This window comes from Tomitella fengzijianii (genome assembly GCF_007559025.1).
GTDB classification, from domain to species: domain Bacteria; phylum Actinomycetota; class Actinomycetes; order Mycobacteriales; family Mycobacteriaceae; genus Tomitella; species Tomitella fengzijianii.
Genome location: NZ_CP041765.1, coordinates 3339074 through 3360694 on the forward strand (window position 1 = coordinate 3339074; position 21621 = coordinate 3360694).

The following is a 21621-nucleotide window of genomic DNA, read 5'->3' on the forward strand; positions in this document are numbered from 1 at the left end:
ACGAACTTCATTAATATGACTGGCATCACAGAGCACCGGAGGACCCTCATGGAAGCACCGAACGGCACCCGGACCGCCGGCGGCGTCGCCGGGGACACGGGCGCGGACATCCGCCCTGGCACCGATATCACCGAAGCGTCCCTGTACTCCGACGGCATCCCGCACGCGCTGTTCGCCCGCCTGCGCGCCGAGAGCCCCGTGTGGTGGAACCCGCAGCCGCGGGGCGTCGGCGGGTTCGGCGACGAGGGCTTCTGGGTGGTGTCCACCAACGAGCTGGTGCGCCAGGTCTCCCGCGACGGCGCGACGTTCTCGTCGTGGGAGAACACCGCCACCACCCGCTACGCCGACGACTGCCCCCGCGAGCACATCGAAGCGGGCCGCAGCATCATGCTCAACATGGACGCGCCCGAGCACACCGGGCTGCGGGCGATCGTCTCGCGCGGGTTCACGCCCCGCGCCATCGCCACGCTCCGCGCCGGCCTCGCCGCGCGGGCCCGCGGGATCGTCGAGTCGGCGCTGGCGTCGGGCGCGGGGAATTTCGTCGAGCAGGTGGCCACCGAGCTGCCGCTGCAGGCGATCGCCGACATCATCGGCGTGCCGCAGGACGAGCGCCGCAGGATCTTCGACTGGTCCACCACCATGACCGGCCGCGACGACCCGGACATCCCCGGCGACCCGGCCGAGGCGATAGGCCAGGTCTTCGCCTACGCGATGGGCCTTGCCGCCGAGCGCCGCGCACACCCGGCCGACGACATCGTCACCACCCTGGTGCGCGCCCAGGACGAATCCGGCGCGCTCACCGACGCCGAGTTCGGCTCGTTCCTCGTGCTGCTCATGGTGGCGGGCAGCGAGACCACGCGCGACGCCGTCGCCCAGGGGCTGCTCGCGTTCCAGGACCACCCGGACCAGTGGGATCTCTACCGCCGGGAGCGCCCCGCCACCGCCGTCGACGAGATCGTCCGCTGGGCGAGCCCCGTGATGTCGTTTCAGCGCACCGCGACCCGCGACGCCGATCTGGGTGGGAAGCGGATCCGCCGGGGCGACCGCGTCGTCATGCTCTACGCCTCGGCGAACTACGACGAGGCGGCCTTCACCGACCCGCGGACGTTCGACATCACCCGGTCGCCCAACCCGCACGTCGGATTCGGCGGCACCGGCCCGCACTTCTGCCTGGGCCACAACCTCGCCCGCATGGAGGTCGAGCTCATCTTCGACGCCCTCGCCGACCTCATCCCCGACATCACCGTCACCGGTCCCGCCGTCCGCGCGCCCTCGGGATGGCTCAACGCGCTCAAGGACGTGCCCGCGCGCTACCCGGCCTGCCCGGTCGCCCACTGACCGCAGGAACCCCCGACCGCTTGAGGAAAGGCCCCACCGCCATGCTCGACTACACCGGACGCACCGCCGTCGTCACCGGATTCGCCTCCGGCATCGGCGCGCGCACCGCCTCCCTGCTCGTCGGGCTCGGCGCGCGCGTCATCGGCGTCGACCGCCCGGGCGCCGTCGCACCCGCCGAGCTGACGGCCCTGCTCGCCGCACGCATCGACGCCGACCTGTCCGCCCCCGCGGGGCCCGCCGCGGTGGCAGAGCGGGTCGACGGCCCGGTGCACCTGCTCGTCAACAACGCCGGCGTCGCCGCCACCCGCCCGTGGCGCGAGGTGCTCGGCGTCGACCTGCTCGCCCCGCGGGATCTCACCCGGCTGCTGGCGCCGAAGTTCGCCGACGCCGCGGCCGTCGTCACCGTCGCCTCGCAGGCCGGCCTGCGCTGGCGCGAGACCGCCGCCCGCTCGCGCGCGCTGCTCGCCGCGGAGACCTGGGGGGACGCGTTCGCACTGGCCGCGGACGAGCCGGACATCCAGCGCGACTGCTACGCCATCGCCAAGGAGGCGGTGATCGTCGACGCGCTCACGCTCGCCGCCGAACGCACGGTGCCCGGGCTGCGCGCCAACACCGTCTCGCCGGGCACCGTGCAGACCCCGCTGCTCGCCGATTTCCGCACCGCCATGGGGAACGAGGTCGTCGAGGGGGCCGCCGCGTGGGCCGGCCGGCACGCCACGCCCGACGACATCGCCGCGGCCATCGCGTTCCTCGGCTCCGACGACGCCGCCTGGATCAGCGGCGTCGACCTGCCCGTCGACGGCGGCTACGGCGCGCTGGTCTTCACGATGATGCAGTCCGCCGCCGCAGAGGAGGCCGCCCGATGACCGTCACCGACGAGGGGACGCTGATCTCGCGCAACCCGGCCACGCTCGCCGAGGTGGGCCGCTCGCCCTCGCTCACCGGCGGCGCGCTGGACGCCGTCATCGCCCGCGCACGCGCCGCGCAGCCGGCGTGGGCCGCCGACCTTCCCGCCCGGCGCGCCGCCCTGCGCGCCGCCGCCGAGGCGATCACCGCCGCCACCGGCGAGCTCGTGCCGCTGCTTACCGCCGAGCAGGGCAAGCCGCTCGCCGAGGCCGGTCAGGAGCTGTGGGTGGCGGGGCACGCGTTCGCCACGCTCGCCGGCACCGACTGGGAGCCCGAGGAGCGCATCACCGCCTCGCTGGGCCGCCCGGTGACCGTGCAGCACCGGCCGTACGGCGTGGTGGCGGCGATCGTGCCGTGGAACTTCCCCGTCTACCTCGCCGCCGCCAAGATCGCGCCCGCCCTGCTGGCCGGCAACACCGTGGTGGTCAAGCCCGCCGAGTCGGTCTCGCTCGCGGTTGCCGCCTTCGTCGACGTGCTGCGCTCGGCGCTCCCCGAGGGGGTGGTGGAGACGCTCACCGGCGGACCCGAAACCGGCCGGCAGCTCATCGACCACCCCGACGTGCGGATGGTGAGCTTCACCGGCTCCACGGCGGTGGGCCGCAGCATCATGGCGCAGGCCGCTGCCACCCTCACCCCCGTCGCGCTCGAGCTGGGCGGCAACGATCCGGCGGTCCTGCTGCCGGACGCCGACCTCGACGACGCCGCCGCCCGCCTGGCCGCCGGTGCGTTCCTCAACGCCGGCCAGATGTGCATCGCGCCCAAGCGCATCTACGTGCCCGACCCGCTGGTGGAGGTTTTCGCCGAGGCCCTCGCCGCGCAGGCACAGCGCACCGTGGGCGACGGCGCCGACCCCGCCACCACGATGGGCCCGCTGCACAACGCCCGCCAGCTCGAGATCGCGGCCGGGATGCTCGGGCGCGCACTCGATTCCGGCGCCCGGACGGTCACCGGCGGGGTGCGGGGGCATGCGCTGCCCGGGCACTTCCTCGACCCGACGGTGCTGGTGGGCGCGGACGACGGCGACGACATCGTGCGCCAGGAGCAGTTCGGGCCGGTGCTGCCCGTCGTCGGCTACCGCGACCTCGACGCACTGCTGGCCATGCTGAACGCCCAGGAGTTCGGGCTCGGCGCGTCGGTGTGGAGCGCCGACTCCGGCGCGGCGGCCGCCGTCGCCGGGCGCATCGACGCGGGCACCGTGTGGATCAACCAGCACAACGCGCTCGACGTGGCCCTGCCCTTCGGCGGGGTCAAGGCCAGCGGCTTCGGCCGCGAAGGCGGCGTCGCCGGCGTCTGGGAGTTCACCACCGCCCGCGTGCTCGACCCGCGCCCGGCGCAGTGACGCCGACCCCACCCACGGACACAGACCCCTACGGAAACGGAGCCCCCATGCCCGCACCCCAGCACCCCGCGACCATGACCGCCGAGGCCGCCGCCGATGCGCTCGAGGACGCCTACATCTACGCCTACCCGCTGGTGCTCATGGACGTCATCCGGGAGATGACGACGAACACCGAGCTGCCCACCACCGAGCGCGCGCCGCTGGGGCAGTTCTTCCACTCGCGCGCGCTCGCGTCCCCGGCGATCGACAGCCTCACCCGCCCCAACGCCGACACCCTCTACTCGCAGGCGTACCTGGACCTGGGCGACGAGCCGTACCTGCTGCACAAGCCGGCGGCTCAGCGCTACCTGGCGATCCAGCCGTTCGACGGGTACTCCAACAACCCCTCGATCCTGGGCACCGGCGGCCCGGGCGGCGACGACGAGGCCGTCTACGCGTTCACCGGCCCCCGATTCCGCGGCACGCTGCCCGAGGGCGTCATCCCCGTGCCCATGCCCACCGACTTCGTGTGGCTGCTCGCGCGCGTCCGCTGCCACGGCCCGGACGACATAGCCGAGCCGCACCGCCTGCAGGACGCGATGGACCTCTACCCGCTCTCCCAGCATGGGCGCGCGCACGAATACCCCCGCGGCGCCTACTCGCCCGCGCGCGACTTCGTGCCGCTCGAGCACATCCTGACCCTGGACGCGGAGGCCTACTTCCGCCGCTTCAACGCGCTCGCCGCGACCAACCCGGGGACCGCCGACGACCGGCCCGCCCTGGAAAAGTTCGCACAGGTGGGCGTGGGCGCGGGGCTCGACTTCTCCGTCTCGGCGCTGCCCGAGGCGGCGCAGCGCCGTGCCAAGGAGCTGCCGGGCCTGATGGACAGCCCCCGCATCGACGCCCTCCGCCGGGCGACGGTCGTCGACGGCTGGACCTACCTGGACCCCTCGGTCGGGCGCTTCGGGACCGACTACACCTACCGCGCGCGGATCGCGCACCGCGGCTTCGCCAATCCCGTCGACGTCACCGCGTACCCGTCCATCTTCGCCGACGCCGACGGCGCGCCGCTGACCGGCGAGCACTCCTATGTCATGCACTTCCCCGCCGGGCAGCATCCGCCGTACCACGAGGGCGGATGGTGGTCGCTCGCCCCGTACACGCAGGCCGGCCGCCTGGTCGCCAACGAGCTCGACCGGTACGCGCTCGACGACGGCATGCCGCTGACGATCAACCCGGACGGGTCGCTGGACCTGTGGCTGTCCGCCGACGCGCCCGACGCAGAGCGGATGCCCAATTGGCTCCCGGTGGGCCGGGAGGGCTTCGGGCTCACGATGCGCATCTACCTGCCGCACCACAGCGTGACCACGCACGAGTGGACCCCGCCGCAGGTGCGGCGGGTCGAGGCACGGCAGTGACGAGACCCGCGCGGAACGCGGGCGCGACCCCCGTCCCCGACGGCGTGAACACCGTCGTCACCACCACCCGTACCGACCTCGCCGAGCTGGCCGCGGCCGTGCAGGCGTGGTTGAGCGACGCCGAGGACGATCCGTCGCTCACCGTCGAGGACCTCGAACGTTCGGAATCCTCCGGCATGTCGAGCGTGACCGTGCTGTTCACCGCGGTGGGCGACGGGGCACGCTCGGAGCAGGTGCTGCGGCTGGCACCCGAGCCGTCGGCGCTGCCCGTGTTCGAGAGCTACGACCTGCACCGCCAGGCCGCGGTAACCGGGGCCCTCGCCGATGCGGGCCACGTCCCGGTGCCGCGCGTGCGCCGGGTGGAGGAGTCGCCGGCGCCGCTGGGCCGGCCGTTCCTGGTGATGGACCGCGCCGAGGGTGCCGCCCCGGCCGACAATCCGCCGTACGTGTTCGGCGGCCCGCTCGTCGATGCCACTCCCGCCCAGCGCGATCGGGTGCAGCGGGCATCCGTCGCACTGCTGACCGGGGTGCACGCCACCCCGCCGCCGGACGCGCTGCGCGCCGACGGGCCCGCAGGCTCCGGCCTGGCGCGGCTGGTCGACGACACCGCGGACTACTACGAGTGGACCGTCGCCGACGGCGGTGTGCGCGTGCCGATCCTGGAGGACGGGCTGCGCCGGCTGCGCGACGAGCGGCCCGCGCAGGCGTCGTCGGACGTGCTGACGTGGGGCGACGCGCGCATCGGCAACATCCTGTACCGCGACTTCGCGCCCACCGCCGCCCTGGACTGGGAGGGCGCCGCGCTGGCGCCGCCCGAGTTCGACGTGGCCTGGTTCGTCTTCTTCCATCGGATGTACCAGGACATGGCCGAGTCCTTCGGCAAGCCAGGCCTTCCCGCGTTCCTGCGCGCCGCCGACGTGCTCGCGCAGTACCGCGCGGACTCGGGCCGCACGCTGCACGACATGCCGTACTTCCTGATGCTCGCGGCGGTGCGGATGGGCATCATCTTCGCCCGCATCAAGGCGCGCTCGGTGCACTTCGGCGACACCCCCGCCCCCGCCGACCCCGACGAGTACGTGCTGCACCACCGCATGCTCCGCGCCATCCTCGACGACCGCTACGAATGGGAGATCTGATGTATCCGGATCCGCTGGACGAGTACCCGATCCACCAGGTGCCGCTGTCGATGGCGCGCACCGAGACCTCCGACCGCAACTTCTACGACCGCTACTACTTCAACGCGCACGACCAGACCGGCCGCGTCTACTTCGTCTCCGGCTTCGGGGTGTACCCCAATCTGGGCGTGGTCGACGCGTTCGCCACCGTCACCCGCGGCACCGACCAGCGGGCCGTGCGCTTCTCCGACGCGCTCGACACCCGCTACCGCGACCAGGTGGGCGGCTACCGCATCGAGGTGATCGAGCCGCTGGAGACCCTCCGCCTCGTCGGCGAGCATCCCGACCTGTCGTTCGACCTCACCTGGCGGGGCTCGTTCCGCGCAGTGCTGGAGGACCGGCACCTGCTCATGGGAGGACTCAGGCCGAACCTCGACGCCAGCCGGTTCGCGCAGCTCGGCTCGTGGGAGGGGACGCTGAGCGTGGACGGCGAGGACTTCGCCGTGGACCCGGCCGTGTGGATGGGCAGCCGCGACCGGTCGTGGGGCATCCGGCCGTCTGGCGAGCCCGATCCGCTCGAGCGCACGGCCGAGCTGCGGCCCGACGGGTTCTGGTGGGTGTACTGCCCGCTGCGGTTCGACGACTTCGCGATCGTCCTCATCGCGCAGGAGGACGGCGACGGGTTCCGCTCACTCAACTACGCGGTGCGCGTGGACCGCGACGGGGCCGTCGAGCAGCTGGGCTGGCCGCGGTTCGAGATCTCCTACAAGCCCGGCACCCGCGAGATGGCGTCGGTGCGGATCCATCTCACCGACCGGCGCGGCGAACAGACCGTCATCGACCTCGAGCCCAAGACGTTCCTGACGCTGCAGATCGGCGCCGGCTACGGCAGCGATCCCGAGTGGAGCCACGGCCGGTGGATGGGCCGCGACTGGTCGCTGTCCTCCCGCTACGACACCGCCGCACCGGAGTTCGCGCAGCGCAAGACCAACGGCGTCGTCGAGTACGTGGTGCACGCGCGCTGCGGCGATGCCGTCGGCTCGGGCATGTTCGAGCACCGGGTCGCCGGGCGGCACTCGCCTTCCGGCTTCGACTCCCCCACCGCCATGGCGCGCTGAGCGGGCCGACCGGCGCCGACCAGCACCCGAGCACCCCCGGCGCGTGAGCGCCCCCTACCCCCGAGGTGAAACCATGCGCACCACCCGCGGTCTACTGATCGCCGCCACCGCGTCCGCCCTCCTCCTCGCCGGCTGCAGCAGCGCCGGCACCACCGACTCCGCGCGCGACATCTCCGAGGTCACCGCGGGCCTGATCGACGATTCCGATTCCGCCGAGGGAGTCCAGGGCGGCACCATCTCCTACGCCCCTTTCTCCGGCGTCAGCACCCTCGACCCGGTGCGCCAGGACGGCGGATCGACGGGCGGCAGCCAGATGGCCGCCATCTACGACCTGCTTGTGCGGTACGACTCGGCGTCCGACGAGTACGTGCCGCAGCTCGCCGCGGGGCTGGAGCCCAATGACGACGCCTCCGTCTGGACGCTCGCTCTCCGCGACGGCGTCACCTTCAGCGATGGCGCCCCGGTCGACGCCGAATCCGTCCGGTGGAGTGTGGAGCGGTATCTGACGAACAGGGGCACGCACGCGCAGCTTTGGTCGTCGGCGGTGGAGCGCATCGACGTCGTCGACCCGCTGACGGCCCGCATCGTCCTGACGAAGCCCTGGCCGCAGTTCCCTGCGCTGCTCGCGGCCGGACCGGGGATGATCGTGGCCCCGTCGTCCATGGCGACCGGCACGTTCCGCCCCATCGGCGCCGGGCCCTTCACCGTCGCGGACTTCCAGCCGGGCACCGCGCTCACGCTGGCCGCGCGCGACGACTACTGGGGCGGTGCCCCGCCGCTGGACACACTGCGCTTCCCGGTGATCACCAGTGAGGACGGCCGGCTGGACGCGCTGCGCAACGGCGACATTGACGCGGCCTACATGCGCTCGCCCGACGTGGTGGCGGACGCGCTGAACACCGAGGACGCCGGCTACCTCTACAACGCCAACATGGGCGCGGTGCTGGCGGTCAACCAGAGGCCCGGGCGCGCTGCCGCCGATCCGCTCGTCCGCCGAGCGATCGTCGCCGCCGTCGACCCGGACCTGTTCGACGACCGCGCCAACAAGGGCAAGGGCATGCCCGAAAGCGCGATGTTCGGGCAATGGTCGCGCTGGGGGCCGACGGAGACTGCCGGCTACGACCCGAACCTCGCCCGGCAGCTCCTCGCCGACGCAAAAGCCGGGGGCTACGACGGCACGCTCACCTACGTCGGTCTCAATGCCGCCTACGCGCAGTCGCACGCCCTCGCGATCCAGTCAATGCTGGAGGCCGTCGGCTTCACGGTGGAGCTCGATTTCAAGCCCAGCATGGCCGACCTCATCGCAGCCCTGTATGCCAAGCACGACTTCGACATCGGCGAGTCCGGCTTCAACGTCGCGGACGAGGCCCCGTATGTGCGACTGTTCAGCAACCTGCACAGCGGCTCCAGCTCCAACGTGCTCGGCGTCGAAAGCCCGGAGGCCGATCGGCTGCTCGACCGGTTGCAGACGGCCGACGGCGACGAAGCGCGGCAGTCCGCGCTGGACGAACTGCAGTCGTGGGTGAACGCCGAGGCGCCGTTCGCGGCGCTCGGCGCCACGAAGAACCTCGTCGCCTGGCGGGGCGTCACCGACGTGGTGCCCAGTGCCGACGGGATCATGCTGTTCGGCGACGCGGCCCGGACCGAGGGGTGATGGGGTGCCCGAGACCCCTCCGCTCCTCGCCCCCGGCGGGGCGCTGTGCGCCGACCGGCTGCGCGTTCCGCTCATCGCCGCGCCGATGCTCAGCGTGTCGGGCGTCGACCTGGCGGCCGCCGCGTGCCGGGCCGGCGTGGTGGGCGCGTTCCCCACGGCCAACGCCCGCAACGTCGACGAGCTCGACCGGTGGCTGACGACCCTCGACGGGGTCGTCGCCGCGGCTGCGGACGCCGGTACGCCCGCCGCGCCGTACGCGCCGAACCTCATCATCCGGCAGCCGCGCCTCGCCGACGACCTCGCCTGCCTCGCCCGGCACGCCGTCGAGCTCGTCATCACCAGCGTCGGCGCCCCCGGCGCCGTGATCGGCCCGCTGCACGACGCGGGCACCGCAGTGTTCGCCGACGTCGGCACCCTGCGGCACGCCGAGCGCGCGGTGGAGCAGGGGGCCGACGGGCTGATCCTGCTCACCGCGGGAGCGGGCGGGCAGACGGGGTGGCTCAACCCGTTCGCCTTCGTGCGCGCGGTCCGCGGCTTCTTCGGCGGCCCGGTGGTGCTGGCCGGCGGGATCTCCGACGGTCATGCACTGTGGGCGGCGCGCACCGCCGGGTACGACCTGGCCTACATGGGCACCCGGTTCATCGCCGCCGAGGAGTCGCTGGCCTCCGACGGGTACCGGCGGATGCTCGTCGACGCCACCCTCGACGACGTCGTCCTCACCCGCGCGTTCACCGGGCTGCGCACCAACATGCTCGCGCCGTCGATCCGCGCCAACGGACTCGACCCGCAGCGGCTCGACGAGCAGATCACCGTGGCCGACTCAGCCCAGGTCTTCGGCAGCGCCGCGCCCCCGGGTCCGCGGCGCTACAAGGACATCTGGAGCGCCGGGCACTCGGTTTCCGGCGTGGCGGGCGTGCTCAGCGCTGCCGCGATCACGGAGCAGACGCAGCACGAGTACAAAGCGGCCCGTGAGGCCACGAGGAGGGAACTGCGATGAACGAGCAGACGGCCGGCCGCGTTGGGGTGCATCAGCGCGGTCCCACGATGAACAGCGCCGTGTTCGCCGCGCTGCGCCGGTACCCGGATCGGGTCGCGTTCTCGTGGGACGGCGGCAGCCGCACGTACTGCGAGACCGCGGACGTCATCGGGCGGTTCCAGGCCGTGCTGTCGGCCCGCGGATGCGCACGCGGACAGGTGATCGGGCTGCTCGGCGGCAACCGGGCGGACGTCTGGTGCGCGGGAGCCGCGGCCGGTGGGCTGGGCATGGCTACCACGTGGCTGCACCCGCTCGGCGCCAACGCCGACCGGTTGTACCAGCTCGAGGATTCCGGGGCGTCGATGCTCATCGTCGACGAGCAGCGCTTCCCGGACCAGGGCGGCGAGCTGGCGGCGGCCTGCGCTGAGCGCGGCGTCGACGTGCTCTCGATCGGCCCGTCGGACTTCGCGCCGGACCTGGCGACGCTCGCGCGCCGCCACGGACCGGCCCCCGTCGTCGACCTGGCCCGCCCGGACGACCTGTCCAACATCGGCTACACAGGCGGCACGACAGGCACGCCCAAGGGCGTCGAACGCAGCCACGCCGCCAACGCCGCGGTCACCGGCGCAGTGCTGGCCGGGTTCGAGTTGCCGCCCGTGCCGCGGTTCCTGGCGGCGGCGCCGATCAGCCACGTCGGCGGATCCAAGGTGGTGCCCACGCTGATCCGCGGCGGCAAAGTGCACCTCGTCACCGGGTTCAGCCCGGAGGCGACGCTGGACGCGATCGAACGGCACCGGCTCAACTGCACGCTGCTCGTGCCGTCGATGATCTACGCGCTGCTCGACTCGCCTGCGCTGCGCCGCGCCGACCTTTCCTCGCTCGAACTCGTCCTCTACGGGGCCTCCCCGATCTCGCCCGACCGGCTCGGCGAGGGGCTGGACAGGCTGGGCCCGGTGTTCTCGCAGATGTTCGGGCAGACCGAGTGCTACCCGATCTCGCTGCTGCGACGCGACGAGCATCGGATGGACGAGCCCGGGCTTCTCGCGTCGTGCGGGTTCCCGCTTCCCGGCGTGTCCGTGTCGATCCGCGGCGACGACGGCGCCGAGGTGCCCGACGGCGAGCCGGGCGAACTGTGCGTGCGCGGCGGACCCGTGATGGACCGGTACTGGAAGCGCCCCGACCTCACCGCCGCGGCGCTGGCCAGCGGCTGGCTGCACACCGGCGACGTGGCACGCCGCGACGAGCGCGGCTACCTCTACATCGTGGACCGTATGAAGGACATGGTCATCTCCGGCGGCTTCAACGTGTATCCACGGGAGGTGGAGGACGTACTCGCCGCGCACCTCGCGGTGTCGGCGGCCGCGGTGTACGGCGTGCCCGATGCGCGCTGGGGCGAGGCAGTGACGGCAGCGGTGGTGCTGCGGCCCGGGGCGGTTGCGGGCGAGGCCGAGCTCATCGCGCACGTCCGCGAACGCAAGGGTCCTGTCCTCACGCCCAAGTCGGTGCGGATCGTCGACGCGCTGCCGCTCACCGCCGTCGGCAAGGTGGACAAGCGGCGGCTGCGGGACGGCGCCGCAGGCTGATCGCGTGCCCGCGTCGACCAAGCGGATCCCGCACGCGCGGAAGCGAAAACGTGCAGAATCCGCTTGGTCGACGCAATCCTTACCCATCCTCACCCCACCCCTCACCCCGCGGGCGCCGGCCTCGCCCCGCGCACCAGCCCCCCGGGCAGCGCGCCTGTGTGCTCGCCGTCGCGCAGCACCACCTCGCCGGCCACGATCGTCGCCCGGTACCCGGTGGCCGTCTGCATCAGCCGGCGCCCGCCGGTGGGCAGGTCGTAGCGCACCTCCGGGTGGTCGGCCTGCAGCGCGTCGAAGTCGATGACGTTGATGTCGGCGCGGTAGCCGGGCCGCAGCAGCCCCCGGTCGCCCAGCCCCACCGCCGCCGCGGTGTCGGTCGTGTGCCGTTTGACCAGCCATTCCACGGGGAAGCGCCGCCCGCGTGTGCGGTCGCGCCCCCAGTGCGTGAGCATCGTCGTGGTGAAGCTCGCGTCGCAGATGGCGCCGCAGTGCGCGCCGCCGTCGCCCAGCGCGGGCACGGTGCCCTCGCGCTCCAGCATCTCGCCCACCGCGTCCAGGCTTCCCTCGCTGTAGTTGAGCATCGGGAAGTAGAGCAGCCCGCCGCCCAGCATGGCGTCGTACGCGAACTCGGCCGCCGTCACCCCGGCACGCGCCGCGTGTGCGACCACCGAGTCCTCGGGGCCCGGCTCGTAGTTCGGCGGCGTTCCCAGCAGGTAGGTGTGCTCGAAGTCGGTGGCCAGCCGGTGCTGGAACGCGTTGGAGTCGTCGGGATCCGTCGCCAGCATCCGCGCGCGCACGTCCGGATCGCGGAGCCGCGCCAGGCGTTCGGCAACGGGCAGGTCCGCAATCTCCCGGTGCACCGGATTGGCCGTGAACGGGTGCCAGCTCAGCTCCCAGCCCAGCAGCACCCCCACCGCGCGCGGCGCCACCTGCCCGGTCACCGGCAGACCCGTCTGCCCCGAGACCGCCGCCAGCCCGTCGAGCAGGTCGCGCCACTTGCCGGGCACGCGGTCGGCCTGCGTGATCGACACGGACGCGGGCCTCCCCGACTCCTCGACGATCGCGCGGACCAGCTCCATCTCCTCCGGCTGGTCCATGAAGTCGGAGATCAGATCGGTGACCCCGCCTCCCGCGTCGCGCAGCCCGGCCGCCAGCGCGACCAGCTCCGATCGGGGCGCGGTGAGGCTCGGCGTCGGCTCGCCCGCGACGGTCTTGTGCATGGCGGTGCGCGAGGTCGACCAGCCCAGGGCGCCCGCCCGCACCGCCTCGGCGATGATCGCGCGCATCCGTAACGTCTCGTCCTCGGTGGGCCGGGAGGTGTGGTCGCTGCCGCGCGCGCCCATCACGTAGGTGCGCACCGCGCCGTGCGGCACCTGCGCGGCGAAGTCGATGGCGTGCGGCGTGTCGATGGCGTCGAGATACTCGGGGAACGTCTCCCAGTCCCACGCGATGCCCTCCGCCAGAACGCTTCCGGGGATGTCCTCCACGCCCTCCATGAGCCCGATCAGCCAGTCGCGGTCGGCCGCGCGCACCGGCGCGAAGCCCACCCCGCAGTTGCCCATCACCACCGTGGTGACCCCGTGCAGGGCCGACGGGGTGAGCAGCGGGTCCCACGTCACCTGGCCGTCGTAGTGGGTGTGGATGTCGACGAAGCCGGGCGTCACCAGCAGTCCCGACGCGTCGATCTCCCGGTGTCCCGCGCCCGCCACCGCACCCACCGCGGTGACGACGACGCCGTCGACGGCCACGTCCGCCGTGAACGGTGCGTCGCCGCCCCCGTCGATCACCGTGCCACCGCGGATCACAAGGTCATGCGCCGGAACGGGGCCGAACACCTCCGCGCACAACCGCGCCGCCGCGGCGACGATCCGGTCCTGCGCCGCCGCCGCAGCCGGCGAGACGGCGGTGAACTGCAGGAACCCATGCGGCAGAGACGGAAACGCCAGGACCTCCGCCGGCGTCCCCGCCGCAGAGAGCGCGTCCGCGTAGGCGAGCCCTTCGTCGCGCAGCGGATCGTGGCCGCCCACCGCGAGCACCGCCGGCGGCGGCACGGACCCCGGGCCCACCGCGCGCAGCGGTGCCGCCCGCGGGCCGGAACGCAGCGGCTCTTCCGGACAGTAATGACCCCAGAACCAGCGCATCTCCTCCTCACCCAAGAACAGTGTGGACCTGGTGCGATACGAATCGCGGGTGAGGTCGCCGTCCACCACCGGGTAGACCAGCACCTGGCCCAGCACCCGCAGCCCGGGCGCGCCGGACGCCGCGCACACCGCGGCGAGGTTGCCGCCCGCACTGTCGCCGCTGAGCACGACGTCGGCATCGAGGCCCGACGCGCCGCCCGCCACCCACCGCAGGGCGGCCGCCGCATCGTCGAGCGCCGCGGGGAACGGGTGCTCGGGCGCCAGCCGGTAGCCGACGCTGACCACCGCCCGCCCCGTCCGGGCCGCCAAGTGCCTGCAGTAGGCGTCGGAATAGTCGAGGTCGCCGGTCACCCACCCGCCGCCGTGGAAGTGGACGATGGTCCCGCGCCCCGGAATCTCCGGGCGATAGATCCGCACCGGCGTCCCCCCGCTGGCGTCCGCCTGCCGCACCCGCACCGCCGCGGGTCCGGGCGCGCAGGTGGCGGCGGTGGCCAGGATCTTCTCGCGCGCCTGCTCCGGCGTGCCGTCGACCATCCGCGCGGCGCCCGCCTGCGCCATCTGCTCGACGACCCGTTGCAGCACGTCGTCCAGCGGCGCTTCCTCGATACCCGGTCTTGTCATGAACTGGATTCTAGTTCTACTGTGATCCACATGACAATGCCCAGGCCTCAGCGCGCTGCCGCGCCTACCGTGTCCGGCCCGGGACCCGCGCGGTCAGCCTCTGGGCCGTCACTCCTGGCGGGCGCCTGCGGGCCCTGCACCGAAGAGCAGGTCAACGAACCTGTCAACCAGCCGGTGCACCTCGCCGATCGACTGCCGGCCCTGCGCGAACCGTCCCAGCTGATGCACCAGCAGCGCCGCGGCCATCGCCACGACGTCGTCGCGGTCCGCCGCCGGCAGATCGGCGAGCCGTTCCCGGTACGAGGACACCACCTGGTCACTGAACTGGTCGAAGACTGCGCGCACCGCAGGGTCGGCGGACTGTTGCAGGAGCAGCTGCAATCGCAGGAACGAGGGGAAGACCTCGAAGCGACGGACGGAATGGTGCATCCGCGCCCGCAGTCGTTCGCCGGGCGGCCGGGCCGGGACCGGGTCTGCGGATTCCGTCTCCGCGTCAGCCGCGGACCACTCGCGCAGCACCACGGCGTACAGCTGTTCCTTGGACGGGAAGTAGCGGTACACCGTGCCCAGCGCGACGCCCGCCTGCGCCGCCACGTCGCGAACCAGGATCGCCTCGTAGTCGTCCGCGGCGAGAAGGGCGCCGGCCGCGTCGACGATGCTCCCCCACCGCCGGCGCTGATACGGCGGAAGCGAATCCGGATCCACGATCACCCCTCCGCTCCCGGACCGGCCCGCCCGATCCGTCCCGACCGATCATGCACGACATGCGCAACCCCCGCCCGCACGAACCCGAATCGAGGCCGCCGGAAATGACCATCCACGACGCCGCGCCGTCCGCCGCCCGGCCTCAGGACGGCCAAGCCGGGCCCACCGACGTGCTCATCGTCGGCGCCGGATTCGCCGGGCTCTACATGCTGCACGCCATCCGCACGCTGGGACTGAGTGCCGTGCTGCTCGAGGCCGGCGACGGCGTGGGCGGCACCTGGCACCACAACCGATACCCGGGCGCCCGGTGCGACGTGGACAGCATCGACTATTCCTACTCGTTCGACCCCGCCATCCGCGCCGAGTGGACCTGGTCCGAGCGGTATCCGTCCGCCCCCGAGATCCGGCGCTACCTGGAGTTCGTCGCGGACCGGCTGGGGCTTCGCCGGGACATCCGCCTGTCCACCCGGGTGCGCGCCGCCGAGTTCGACGAGCACGCGGAATCCTGGTCCGTCACAGCAGACGACGGGCGAACGTGGCGGGCCCGGTGGCTCGTCTTCGCCACCGGCAGCCTCTCGCAGGCGAACGCCCCGGACTTCCCGGGCGCGTCCGAGTACCGAGGCCGCCTGCTGCACACCGCCGACTGGCCCCGCGACGCGGACTTGCGCGGCCGGCGCGTCGGCGTCATCGGCACCGGATCCTCGGGGGTGCAGGCCATCCCGGTCCTCGCCGAGGAGGCCGAGCACCTGGTGGTGTTCCAGCGCACGCCCGGCTTCGTGGTGCCCGCGCGCAATCATCCCCTGAGCCCGGACGAGACCGCCGCAATCGAGGCCGACTACGCGACACGGCGTCAGGCGCTGCGCGAATCGTTCGGCGGCTGGCACCTGCCGCCGTCGTCGGGACCCGCCGCCGACGTGCCGCACGGCGAGCGCCTGGCCGAGCTGGAGCGCCGGTGGTCGATCGGCGGATTGTGCCTACAGTCGGCGTTCTCGGACGTGATGACCGACCCGGCCGCCAACGAGCAGGTGGCACGGTTCGTCCGGGACAGGATCCGGGACACCGTCCACGACCCGAGCACCGCGGAAACTCTGTGCCCCACCGGCTACCCGCTCGGTGCCAAGCGACTGTGCGTGGGCACCGACTACTACGAGACTTACAACCGCGGCAACGTGGACCTGGTGGACCTGCGCGCCACCCCGCTGGAAACATTCACGCCAGGCGGAATCCGCACCAGTGCACAGGAGTACGCACTGGACGCCGTTGTACTCGCCACCGGCTTCGACGCGATGACCGGGGCCCTGGACCGGATCGACATCCGCGGACGCGGCGGGCGCAGACTGCGCGACGAGTGGGCCGCCGGGCCCCGCAGCTACCTGGGGCTGTCGGTCGCGGGGTTCCCCAACATGTTCGTGCTCGCCGGCCCGGGCAGTCCGTCGGTGATGTCCAACGTGGTCGTCTCCATCGAACAGCACGTCGAGTGGGTCCGCGACCTGCTCGCACACCTGGCTGACACGGGCACCGGCACCGTCGAAGCGACCGCCGAGGCGCAGGACCGGTGGGTGGAGCTCGGCAATCAGATCGCCTCCGCGACCCTCTACCCGAGTGCCGACTCCTGGTACATGGGCGCCAACGTCCCCGGCAAGCCGCGCGTGTTCATGCCGTTCCTCGGCGGCGTCGGCACCTACCGGGGCATCTGCGACGGCGTGGCCGCCGACGGCTACAAGGGGTTCACGCTGGGCTGACGCAGTGCTCCATCGCGCCGGCCGCACACTGCCCGCCGAGCAAGCGGATAGTGCTCAGTTCCACGCCGGAACGTGCCGAAACCGCTTGGTCGGCACAGCGGGGTCTACGCACCTCGCTTGAAGACCTCGCGTTCCAAGCGCGCGAGCCGCTCACCGACATCTCCGCCCGCCCCCCGGTCCTCCGATTCCACCCTGTCAAGAGCCCACACCCGCATGAGCGTGGACAGAGGCAGCCCCGCCCGCTCCGCGGCGGTGTGCAAGCGCTCGAGTTCTGCAGCAGACACACGCACCGACACCACGCTCGACCTCGAGAGATTCGGACGATGCACAGTCACGTCCCCAGGTATCGGCTCCGGCACCTCATGGCGCTCCGCCGCCGAGCCTTCGCCGGCGAGCACTTCGTCGATCCCCGTCATCACGCCTCCTCGTCGTAGATCCGCTGATCGCGCCTACTTGAGCGCCACGCATTACTTCCCCACCACCGGCCGTCCGGTTGCTCGTCCGGATCGGCGGCAGGATCTACCACGATCACGGTGACCAATGAGCCTGCCAACCGTGAATAGCCGATCACTCGCGTCGCCTGCCGAGTCCGACTCGCAGGGTCGGGAGTCAACCACACTGCATGCGGGTCAGCGACAGCTTCATTCGCCGCAGCAGGGCCGACACCGTGGCGTCTCACTATGCAGTCGGCACGTCTGCTCCAATCAATTCCCTCCCCCATCACTACATTGTATGACAACTCACTACATCCTGTGTCCCCCGCCGAGCAAGCGGAAAGTGCTCAGTTCCGCGCCGGAACGTGTAGAAACCGCTTGGTCGGCGCGGCCGGGGGCTGCAACCGCAGCGGCAGCGCCCCCTCACACCATCCCGCGAACCTCGCGTTTGAGGATCTTCCCCGAGGCGTTGCGCGGGATGGCGTCGAGCACCACCAGGTCATGCGGCACCTTGTAGTGCGCGATCCGCTGCCCGCAGAACTCACGCAGCGCGCCCAGGTCCAGGGCCGCCCCCTCGGCGAGGGTCACGACCGCCACGATCGACTCGCCGTACTCCTCGTGCGGGCGGGCCACCACGGCACAGTCGACGACGGACGGGTGCGCGGCCACGGCGTTCTCCACCTCCACCGAGTACACGTTGCGACCGCCGGTGATGATCATGTCCTTGAGCCGGTCGACCACCGTCATGCAGCCGTCGGTGTCCACCAGGGTGAGGTCGCCGGTGTGCAGCCAGCCGTCGCGGATCGTCTCGGCCGTCTGTTCCGGCTTGTTCCAGTACTCCTTCATCACCGTCACGCCACGCAGGATCATCTCGCCGACCTCGCCGACAGCCACGTCGGTGCCGTCGGGTCGGACCACCCGGCATTCCAGGTTGATCAGCGCCTCCTTGCCGCTGGTCTCCGGCCGCGCCACCACCTGATCGTGCCTGGCGAGGATTCCGCCCGGCCCGGCCTCCGTCTGCCCGCACAGCTGCATGAACTCGACGCCCGGGAAGGTGGCCACCAGCTGTTGCACCGCGGATGCCGGCATGGGCGCGGCCCCGAACATGCCGGTGCGCCAGGACGCCAGGTCCCGATCCTGCACGCCGGGCACGCGCATGAGGAACTGGTACATGGTGGGCACCCCGAACATCATCGTGATGCGCTCGCGCTCGATGGTGTCGAGCACCGCTACCGGGTCGAATCCGCTGTGCACGATGTGCGTGGCGCCCACGAACACGCCGGGCAGCAGCATCAGGTTGAGCTCGGCAGAGTGGTAGAGCGGCGCCACGTGCAGCAGCCGGTCGCCATCGCGCAGGCCGACGCCCCCGATGAATGCGGCCGTCTCCCACATCATCCGGTGGTGGTCGAACAGCGCGCCCTTCGGCTTGCCGGTGGTGCCGGAGGTGTAGAGGATCTCGGTGTCGTCGTCCTCGGCGAGTCCCACCTCGACCGGCTCCGCGGCCCTCCCCTCCGCCGCCGCGAACAGGTCGGGATACTCGCCGCCGTCGCCCGTGCAGTCGACCCGCAGGCCCGCGGGCATCCCGGCGGCGACCGCGTCGCGCACCGCACCCGCCACCTCCGGCGCGAAAACCAGCACCGCGGCACCCGAGTCGCGGATCAGGTAGTCCAGCTCAGGCCCCGTGGAGGCGGGGTTGACCGGCACCACCACAGCGCCCGCGCGCTGGGCTGCGTAGAAGGCGATGACGAACCTGTCGGTGTTGGGCGACATGAGCGCCAGCCGGTCGCCCTTGCGGAGGCCGTCCCCCACCAGCACGGCGGCGACACGGTCGACGGCCGCGTCGAGCTCCGCGTAGGTGTAGCGGAGGCCGCCGAACACCAGCGCCTCACGATCGGGCACGCGGGCGGCGGTGGATCTCAGGGTTCCGGGGACCGTGGGCATGCCGCACCTCCGGGCTTCATCGGCATCACGCAGTTGAATGTTGCACAGGTCACACTACCTGCGAGCGGGCGGCCACAGTGCCCGCAGACCGGCTACGCGGTCGGCAGAGAGCGGTCCGGGCCCGAGCCCGGGCCGGAATGAGCGTCCGCAGGTTGTTAGCGTTCCACCATGGGAGAGGGTGACGGAGAATTCGCAGGGGGCTTTTCATGGCAACGCGAGCGGCGGTGGATCATCTGGTCCATCGTGCTCGTGATCGCGATGGTCATGATCGCGATACCTGCCGCGGAGGCCGTCGAATCCAGCAACTCCACCGCTGACGCCGCGTCGACCTCCCCCAACGCATCCAACGGACTGCTCCTGATGGGCGGGTGCGTCCTGTTCGTGCTCGCAATCCCGTTTCTCGCCTCGGGCATCCATTGGCGGTCTGTTGGCTGGAAGACGTTACAACGCAACATGATGCAGAACAACGCTGATCACAAGAACGGGTGGGCAGAGGCGGGCCGGCTCCATCTCGACATCTCCCGTCGGCGCGCGCTCCGCCCTGTCGACCCGACGCCGTTGGTTCCGCGCCCTGGGGAGCATTTCCATCTGCGCACACGTATCGGCTACTCCCGGTACGTCACCTCGGGCGACGGCTCCTACAGTCACACTGTCGCTTTCGGAACCGGCCCGGCAGGCCTCGCACTCGTGGGCGCGTCACTGATCGGCAACAGTCGACGGCGCTCCGAAGCGATGGCGGCAGCGACCCCGGCGTGGCGCGAAAAGCAGTACACCGACGTCCTCGCGGGAAACTACGGTCTCGTCATCTTCCCTTACGGACGCGCAATGCACTTCGATTGGAACCACGTCACCACATTCCACCCGAACCCCACGAACTGGACCGTGACGTTCGAGTTCTTCGACGCCGAGCCTCTCTCACTCTATGGCCCGGCCGCACCTCTGATCTGCGTTTACGCGGCTTCCAAGCTGTGGGGCGGAGAACAATTCCACGCTGACCCGCGTTTGCGGTCCATCGCTGCATCGTCGTTGGCCGAAGCAGCACGGAAGGCGCTAGGCCAGCACTGACCGTCACCGGGGCTGCTCCAGCGTGAGGCGGACGGTCGGCAGCGCGGGCCCGCCGTCGAGCATCGCCAGCAGCGCGTCCACGTCCATGTGCTCGTCGACCAGGTCCGCAAGCCGGTCCAGGCGGTTCTCCCTCGCCGCCGCGAATCCCACGTTTCCCACGTCGATGGACCTGCCCCGCGCGTGCGCCACCGCGCGCAGCCACGCGGACCGCAGGCCGTCGCCCTCCAGGGCCCCGTGCCACATGGTGCCGAACACGAGCCCGTCGCGGACCCCGCCCAGGAACCCGGCGCCGGACCCCACTGTCACGCGCCCGTGGTGGATCTCGTAGCCCGACGCCGCGACGCCCAGCGCGGTTCCCCGCGGCAGGCCCAGCACCTTGCCGGCGCCGAACTCGGTGACCGCGTCGAGCAGCCCCAGTCCCGGGACACGCACGCCCGCAGGACCTTCGACGCCAACGGGATCGCGGATCTCGCGGCCCAGCATCTGGAATCCCCCGCAGATCCCCAGCACGGCACCCCCGTCCGCTGCGTGCTCCACGATCGCGCCGTCCAGGCCCCGCCCGCGCAGCCAGGCCAGGTCGCCGACGGTCGCCCGCGTGCCCGGCAGCACCACCGCGTCGGCGCCCGCAAGCGCACGCGGATCGTCGACGTACCGCACCCGCACGCCCGGCTCCAGGCACAGCGCGTCGACGTCGGTGAAGTTGGAGATGCGCGGCAGCATCACCACTGCCACGGTGAGGACGTCGGCGCCGGGTTCCACGGCCTCGTCGTCGAACCGCCTGGCGCCCAAGGCCAGCGAGTCCTCCGAGTCCAGCCACAGCCCGCGCAGCCACGGGAGCACCCCCAGCACGGGGCGGCCGGTGCGGCGTTCCAGCTCGTCGAGCCCCGGGCGCAGCAGGCCGGCGTCGCCGCGGAACCGGTTGACGACGAACCCGCGCACCAGCTGCTGGTCCTCGGGCGAGAGCAGCGCCAGCGTGCCCGCCATGGATGCGAAGACGCCGCCGCGGTCGATGTCGCCGACGACGAGCGTCGGCATCCCGGCGCGGCGGGCGAGGCCCATGTTGACGTAGTCATGCACACGCAGGTTGATCTCCGCCGCGCTCCCCGCCCCTTCGCACACCACCACGTCGTAGCGGGAACGCAGGTCGTCCAGCGCGTCGAATGCCGCGCGGGCCAAGTGTTCCCGTCCGGACGCGAACTCGCCCGCCTCGAGCGCGCCGGCCGGCTCGCCCATCACCACCACGTGGCTGCGGAGGTCGCTGCCCGGCTTGAGCAATACCGGGTTCATCGCCGGCTCCGGCACCGCGCCCGCGGCGACCGCCTGGATCCACTGGGCCCGGCCGATCTCCGCGCAGCCCCCCGGAGCAGCGCCGGCGGCCCCGCCCGCGACGACCATCGAGTTGTTCGACATGTTCTGCGCCTTGTACGGCGCGACGGAGATGCCGCGGCGGGCGAGCGCCCGGCAGATCCCGGTGGTCACCACCGTCTTTCCCGCGTCCGAGGCGGTGCCCGCCACCAGCAGGGCCCGGCCGGTCACCGGCGGCCTCGGT

At 72.2% G+C, this 21621-nt stretch carries 16 protein-coding genes; 11 read left to right on the forward strand and 5 right to left on the reverse strand.

From position 1 onward, the window contains the following. Positions 1–48: 48 nt before the first annotated feature. The 9 genes from FO059_RS15220 (at position 49) to FO059_RS15260 (ending at position 11426) form a co-directional block, all read left to right on the forward strand. The gene (locus FO059_RS15220; protein WP_143909828.1) at positions 49–1338 is read left to right on the forward strand and encodes a cytochrome P450; all 1290 of its coding nucleotides are present in this window, start codon (positions 49–51) and stop codon (positions 1336–1338) included. Positions 1339–1379: 41 nt separating this feature from the next. After that, a complete protein-coding gene (locus FO059_RS15225) occupies positions 1380–2204 on the forward strand; it encodes an SDR family oxidoreductase (RefSeq protein ID WP_158726343.1) in 825 nt (274 codons plus the stop codon). Next, positions 2201–3583: an aldehyde dehydrogenase family protein gene (locus tag FO059_RS15230; RefSeq protein ID WP_143909830.1), complete on the forward strand. Its 1383-nt coding sequence runs from the start codon at positions 2201–2203 to the stop codon at positions 3581–3583. Before FO059_RS15225 ends, FO059_RS15230 begins: the two co-directional genes overlap by 4 nt. Positions 3584–3630: 47 nt before the next feature. Beyond that, complete coding sequence (locus tag FO059_RS15235) at positions 3631–4980, forward strand: DUF1254 domain-containing protein (RefSeq protein ID WP_143909831.1); 1350 nt, start codon at positions 3631–3633, stop codon at positions 4978–4980. Next, entirely contained in the window at positions 4977–6116 is a 1140-nt protein-coding gene (locus tag FO059_RS15240) for a phosphotransferase family protein (protein ID WP_233266647.1), read from the forward strand. Before FO059_RS15235 ends, FO059_RS15240 begins: the two co-directional genes overlap by 4 nt. Further along, the gene (locus FO059_RS15245; protein WP_233266648.1) at positions 6104–7213 is read left to right on the forward strand and encodes a hypothetical protein; all 1110 of its coding nucleotides are present in this window, start codon (positions 6104–6106) and stop codon (positions 7211–7213) included. The genes FO059_RS15240 and FO059_RS15245 overlap by 13 nt, the downstream gene beginning before the upstream one ends. A gap of 73 nt (positions 7214–7286) precedes the next feature. Then, complete coding sequence (locus FO059_RS15250) at positions 7287–8867, forward strand: ABC transporter substrate-binding protein (protein ID WP_143909832.1); 1581 nt, start codon at positions 7287–7289, stop codon at positions 8865–8867. A 4-nt stretch (positions 8868–8871) separates the two neighbouring features. Then, a complete protein-coding gene (locus FO059_RS15255; RefSeq protein ID WP_233266649.1) occupies positions 8872–9864 on the forward strand; it encodes an NAD(P)H-dependent flavin oxidoreductase in 993 nt (330 codons plus the stop codon). Continuing rightward, entirely contained in the window at positions 9861–11426 is a 1566-nt protein-coding gene (locus FO059_RS15260; protein ID WP_199256964.1) for an AMP-binding protein, read from the forward strand. The genes FO059_RS15255 and FO059_RS15260 overlap by 4 nt, the downstream gene beginning before the upstream one ends. Positions 11427–11527: 101 nt before the next feature. Here FO059_RS15260 and FO059_RS15265 read toward each other — a convergent pair whose 3' ends face one another. After that, positions 11528–14185, reverse strand: a complete 2658-nt coding sequence (locus tag FO059_RS15265; RefSeq protein ID WP_143909833.1) for an alpha/beta hydrolase fold domain-containing protein — start codon at positions 14183–14185, stop codon at positions 11528–11530. Between the two features lie 108 nt (positions 14186–14293). Then, positions 14294–14896, reverse strand: coding sequence for a TetR/AcrR family transcriptional regulator (locus FO059_RS15270; RefSeq protein WP_143909834.1), 603 nt, complete (start codon positions 14894–14896; stop codon positions 14294–14296). 98 nt (positions 14897–14994) lie between these two features. On the opposite strand from FO059_RS15270, the gene FO059_RS15275 reads away from it, so the two are divergent. Next, the gene (locus tag FO059_RS15275) at positions 14995–16632 is read left to right on the forward strand and encodes a flavin-containing monooxygenase (protein ID WP_143909835.1); all 1638 of its coding nucleotides are present in this window, start codon (positions 14995–14997) and stop codon (positions 16630–16632) included. A 104-nt stretch (positions 16633–16736) separates the two neighbouring features. On the opposite strand, the gene FO059_RS15280 is transcribed toward FO059_RS15275, so the two are convergent. Both FO059_RS15280 and FO059_RS15290 read right to left on the reverse strand, forming a co-directional pair. After that, the gene (locus tag FO059_RS15280) at positions 16737–17048 is read right to left on the reverse strand and encodes a plasmid mobilization protein (RefSeq protein ID WP_143909836.1); all 312 of its coding nucleotides are present in this window, start codon (positions 17046–17048) and stop codon (positions 16737–16739) included. A 441-nt stretch (positions 17049–17489) separates the two neighbouring features. Then, positions 17490–19007: a class I adenylate-forming enzyme family protein gene (locus tag FO059_RS15290; protein ID WP_143909837.1), complete on the reverse strand. Its 1518-nt coding sequence runs from the start codon at positions 19005–19007 to the stop codon at positions 17490–17492. Between the two features lie 168 nt (positions 19008–19175). On the opposite strand from FO059_RS15290, the gene FO059_RS15295 reads away from it, so the two are divergent. Continuing rightward, positions 19176–20072, forward strand: coding sequence for a hypothetical protein (locus FO059_RS15295; RefSeq protein ID WP_143909838.1), 897 nt, complete (start codon positions 19176–19178; stop codon positions 20070–20072). A 3-nt stretch (positions 20073–20075) separates the two neighbouring features. Here the strand turns inward: FO059_RS15295 and FO059_RS15300 are convergent, their stop codons facing one another. Beyond that, positions 20076–21608, reverse strand: coding sequence for a cobyric acid synthase (locus FO059_RS15300; RefSeq protein ID WP_143909839.1), 1533 nt, complete (start codon positions 21606–21608; stop codon positions 20076–20078). Positions 21609–21621: the final 13 nt, after the last annotated feature.

Excerpts from the sequence above, each read along its gene's own strand:
- FO059_RS15220 (WP_143909828.1), top strand. The coding sequence starts at position 49 with ATGGAAGCACCGAACGGCACCCGGACCGCCGGCGGCGTCGCCGGGGAC.
- FO059_RS15225 (WP_158726343.1), top strand. The coding sequence starts at position 1,380 with ATGCTCGACTACACCGGACGCACCGCCGTCGTCACCGGATTCGCCTCC.
- FO059_RS15230 (WP_143909830.1), top strand. The coding sequence starts at position 2,201 with ATGACCGTCACCGACGAGGGGACGCTGATCTCGCGCAACCCGGCCACG.
- FO059_RS15235 (WP_143909831.1), top strand. The coding sequence starts at position 3,631 with ATGCCCGCACCCCAGCACCCCGCGACCATGACCGCCGAGGCCGCCGCC.
- FO059_RS15245 (WP_233266648.1), top strand. The coding sequence starts at position 6,104 with ATGGGAGATCTGATGTATCCGGATCCGCTGGACGAGTACCCGATCCAC.
- FO059_RS15250 (WP_143909832.1), top strand. The coding sequence starts at position 7,287 with ATGCGCACCACCCGCGGTCTACTGATCGCCGCCACCGCGTCCGCCCTC.
- FO059_RS15260 (WP_199256964.1), top strand. The coding sequence starts at position 9,861 with ATGAACGAGCAGACGGCCGGCCGCGTTGGGGTGCATCAGCGCGGTCCC.
- FO059_RS15265 (WP_143909833.1), bottom strand. The coding sequence starts at position 14,185 with ATGACAAGACCGGGTATCGAGGAAGCGCCGCTGGACGACGTGCTGCAA.
- FO059_RS15275 (WP_143909835.1), top strand. The coding sequence starts at position 14,995 with ATGACCATCCACGACGCCGCGCCGTCCGCCGCCCGGCCTCAGGACGGC.
- FO059_RS15280 (WP_143909836.1), bottom strand. The coding sequence starts at position 17,048 with ATGACGGGGATCGACGAAGTGCTCGCCGGCGAAGGCTCGGCGGCGGAG.
- FO059_RS15290 (WP_143909837.1), bottom strand. The coding sequence starts at position 19,007 with ATGCCCACGGTCCCCGGAACCCTGAGATCCACCGCCGCCCGCGTGCCC.
- FO059_RS15295 (WP_143909838.1), top strand. The coding sequence starts at position 19,176 with ATGGGAGAGGGTGACGGAGAATTCGCAGGGGGCTTTTCATGGCAACGC.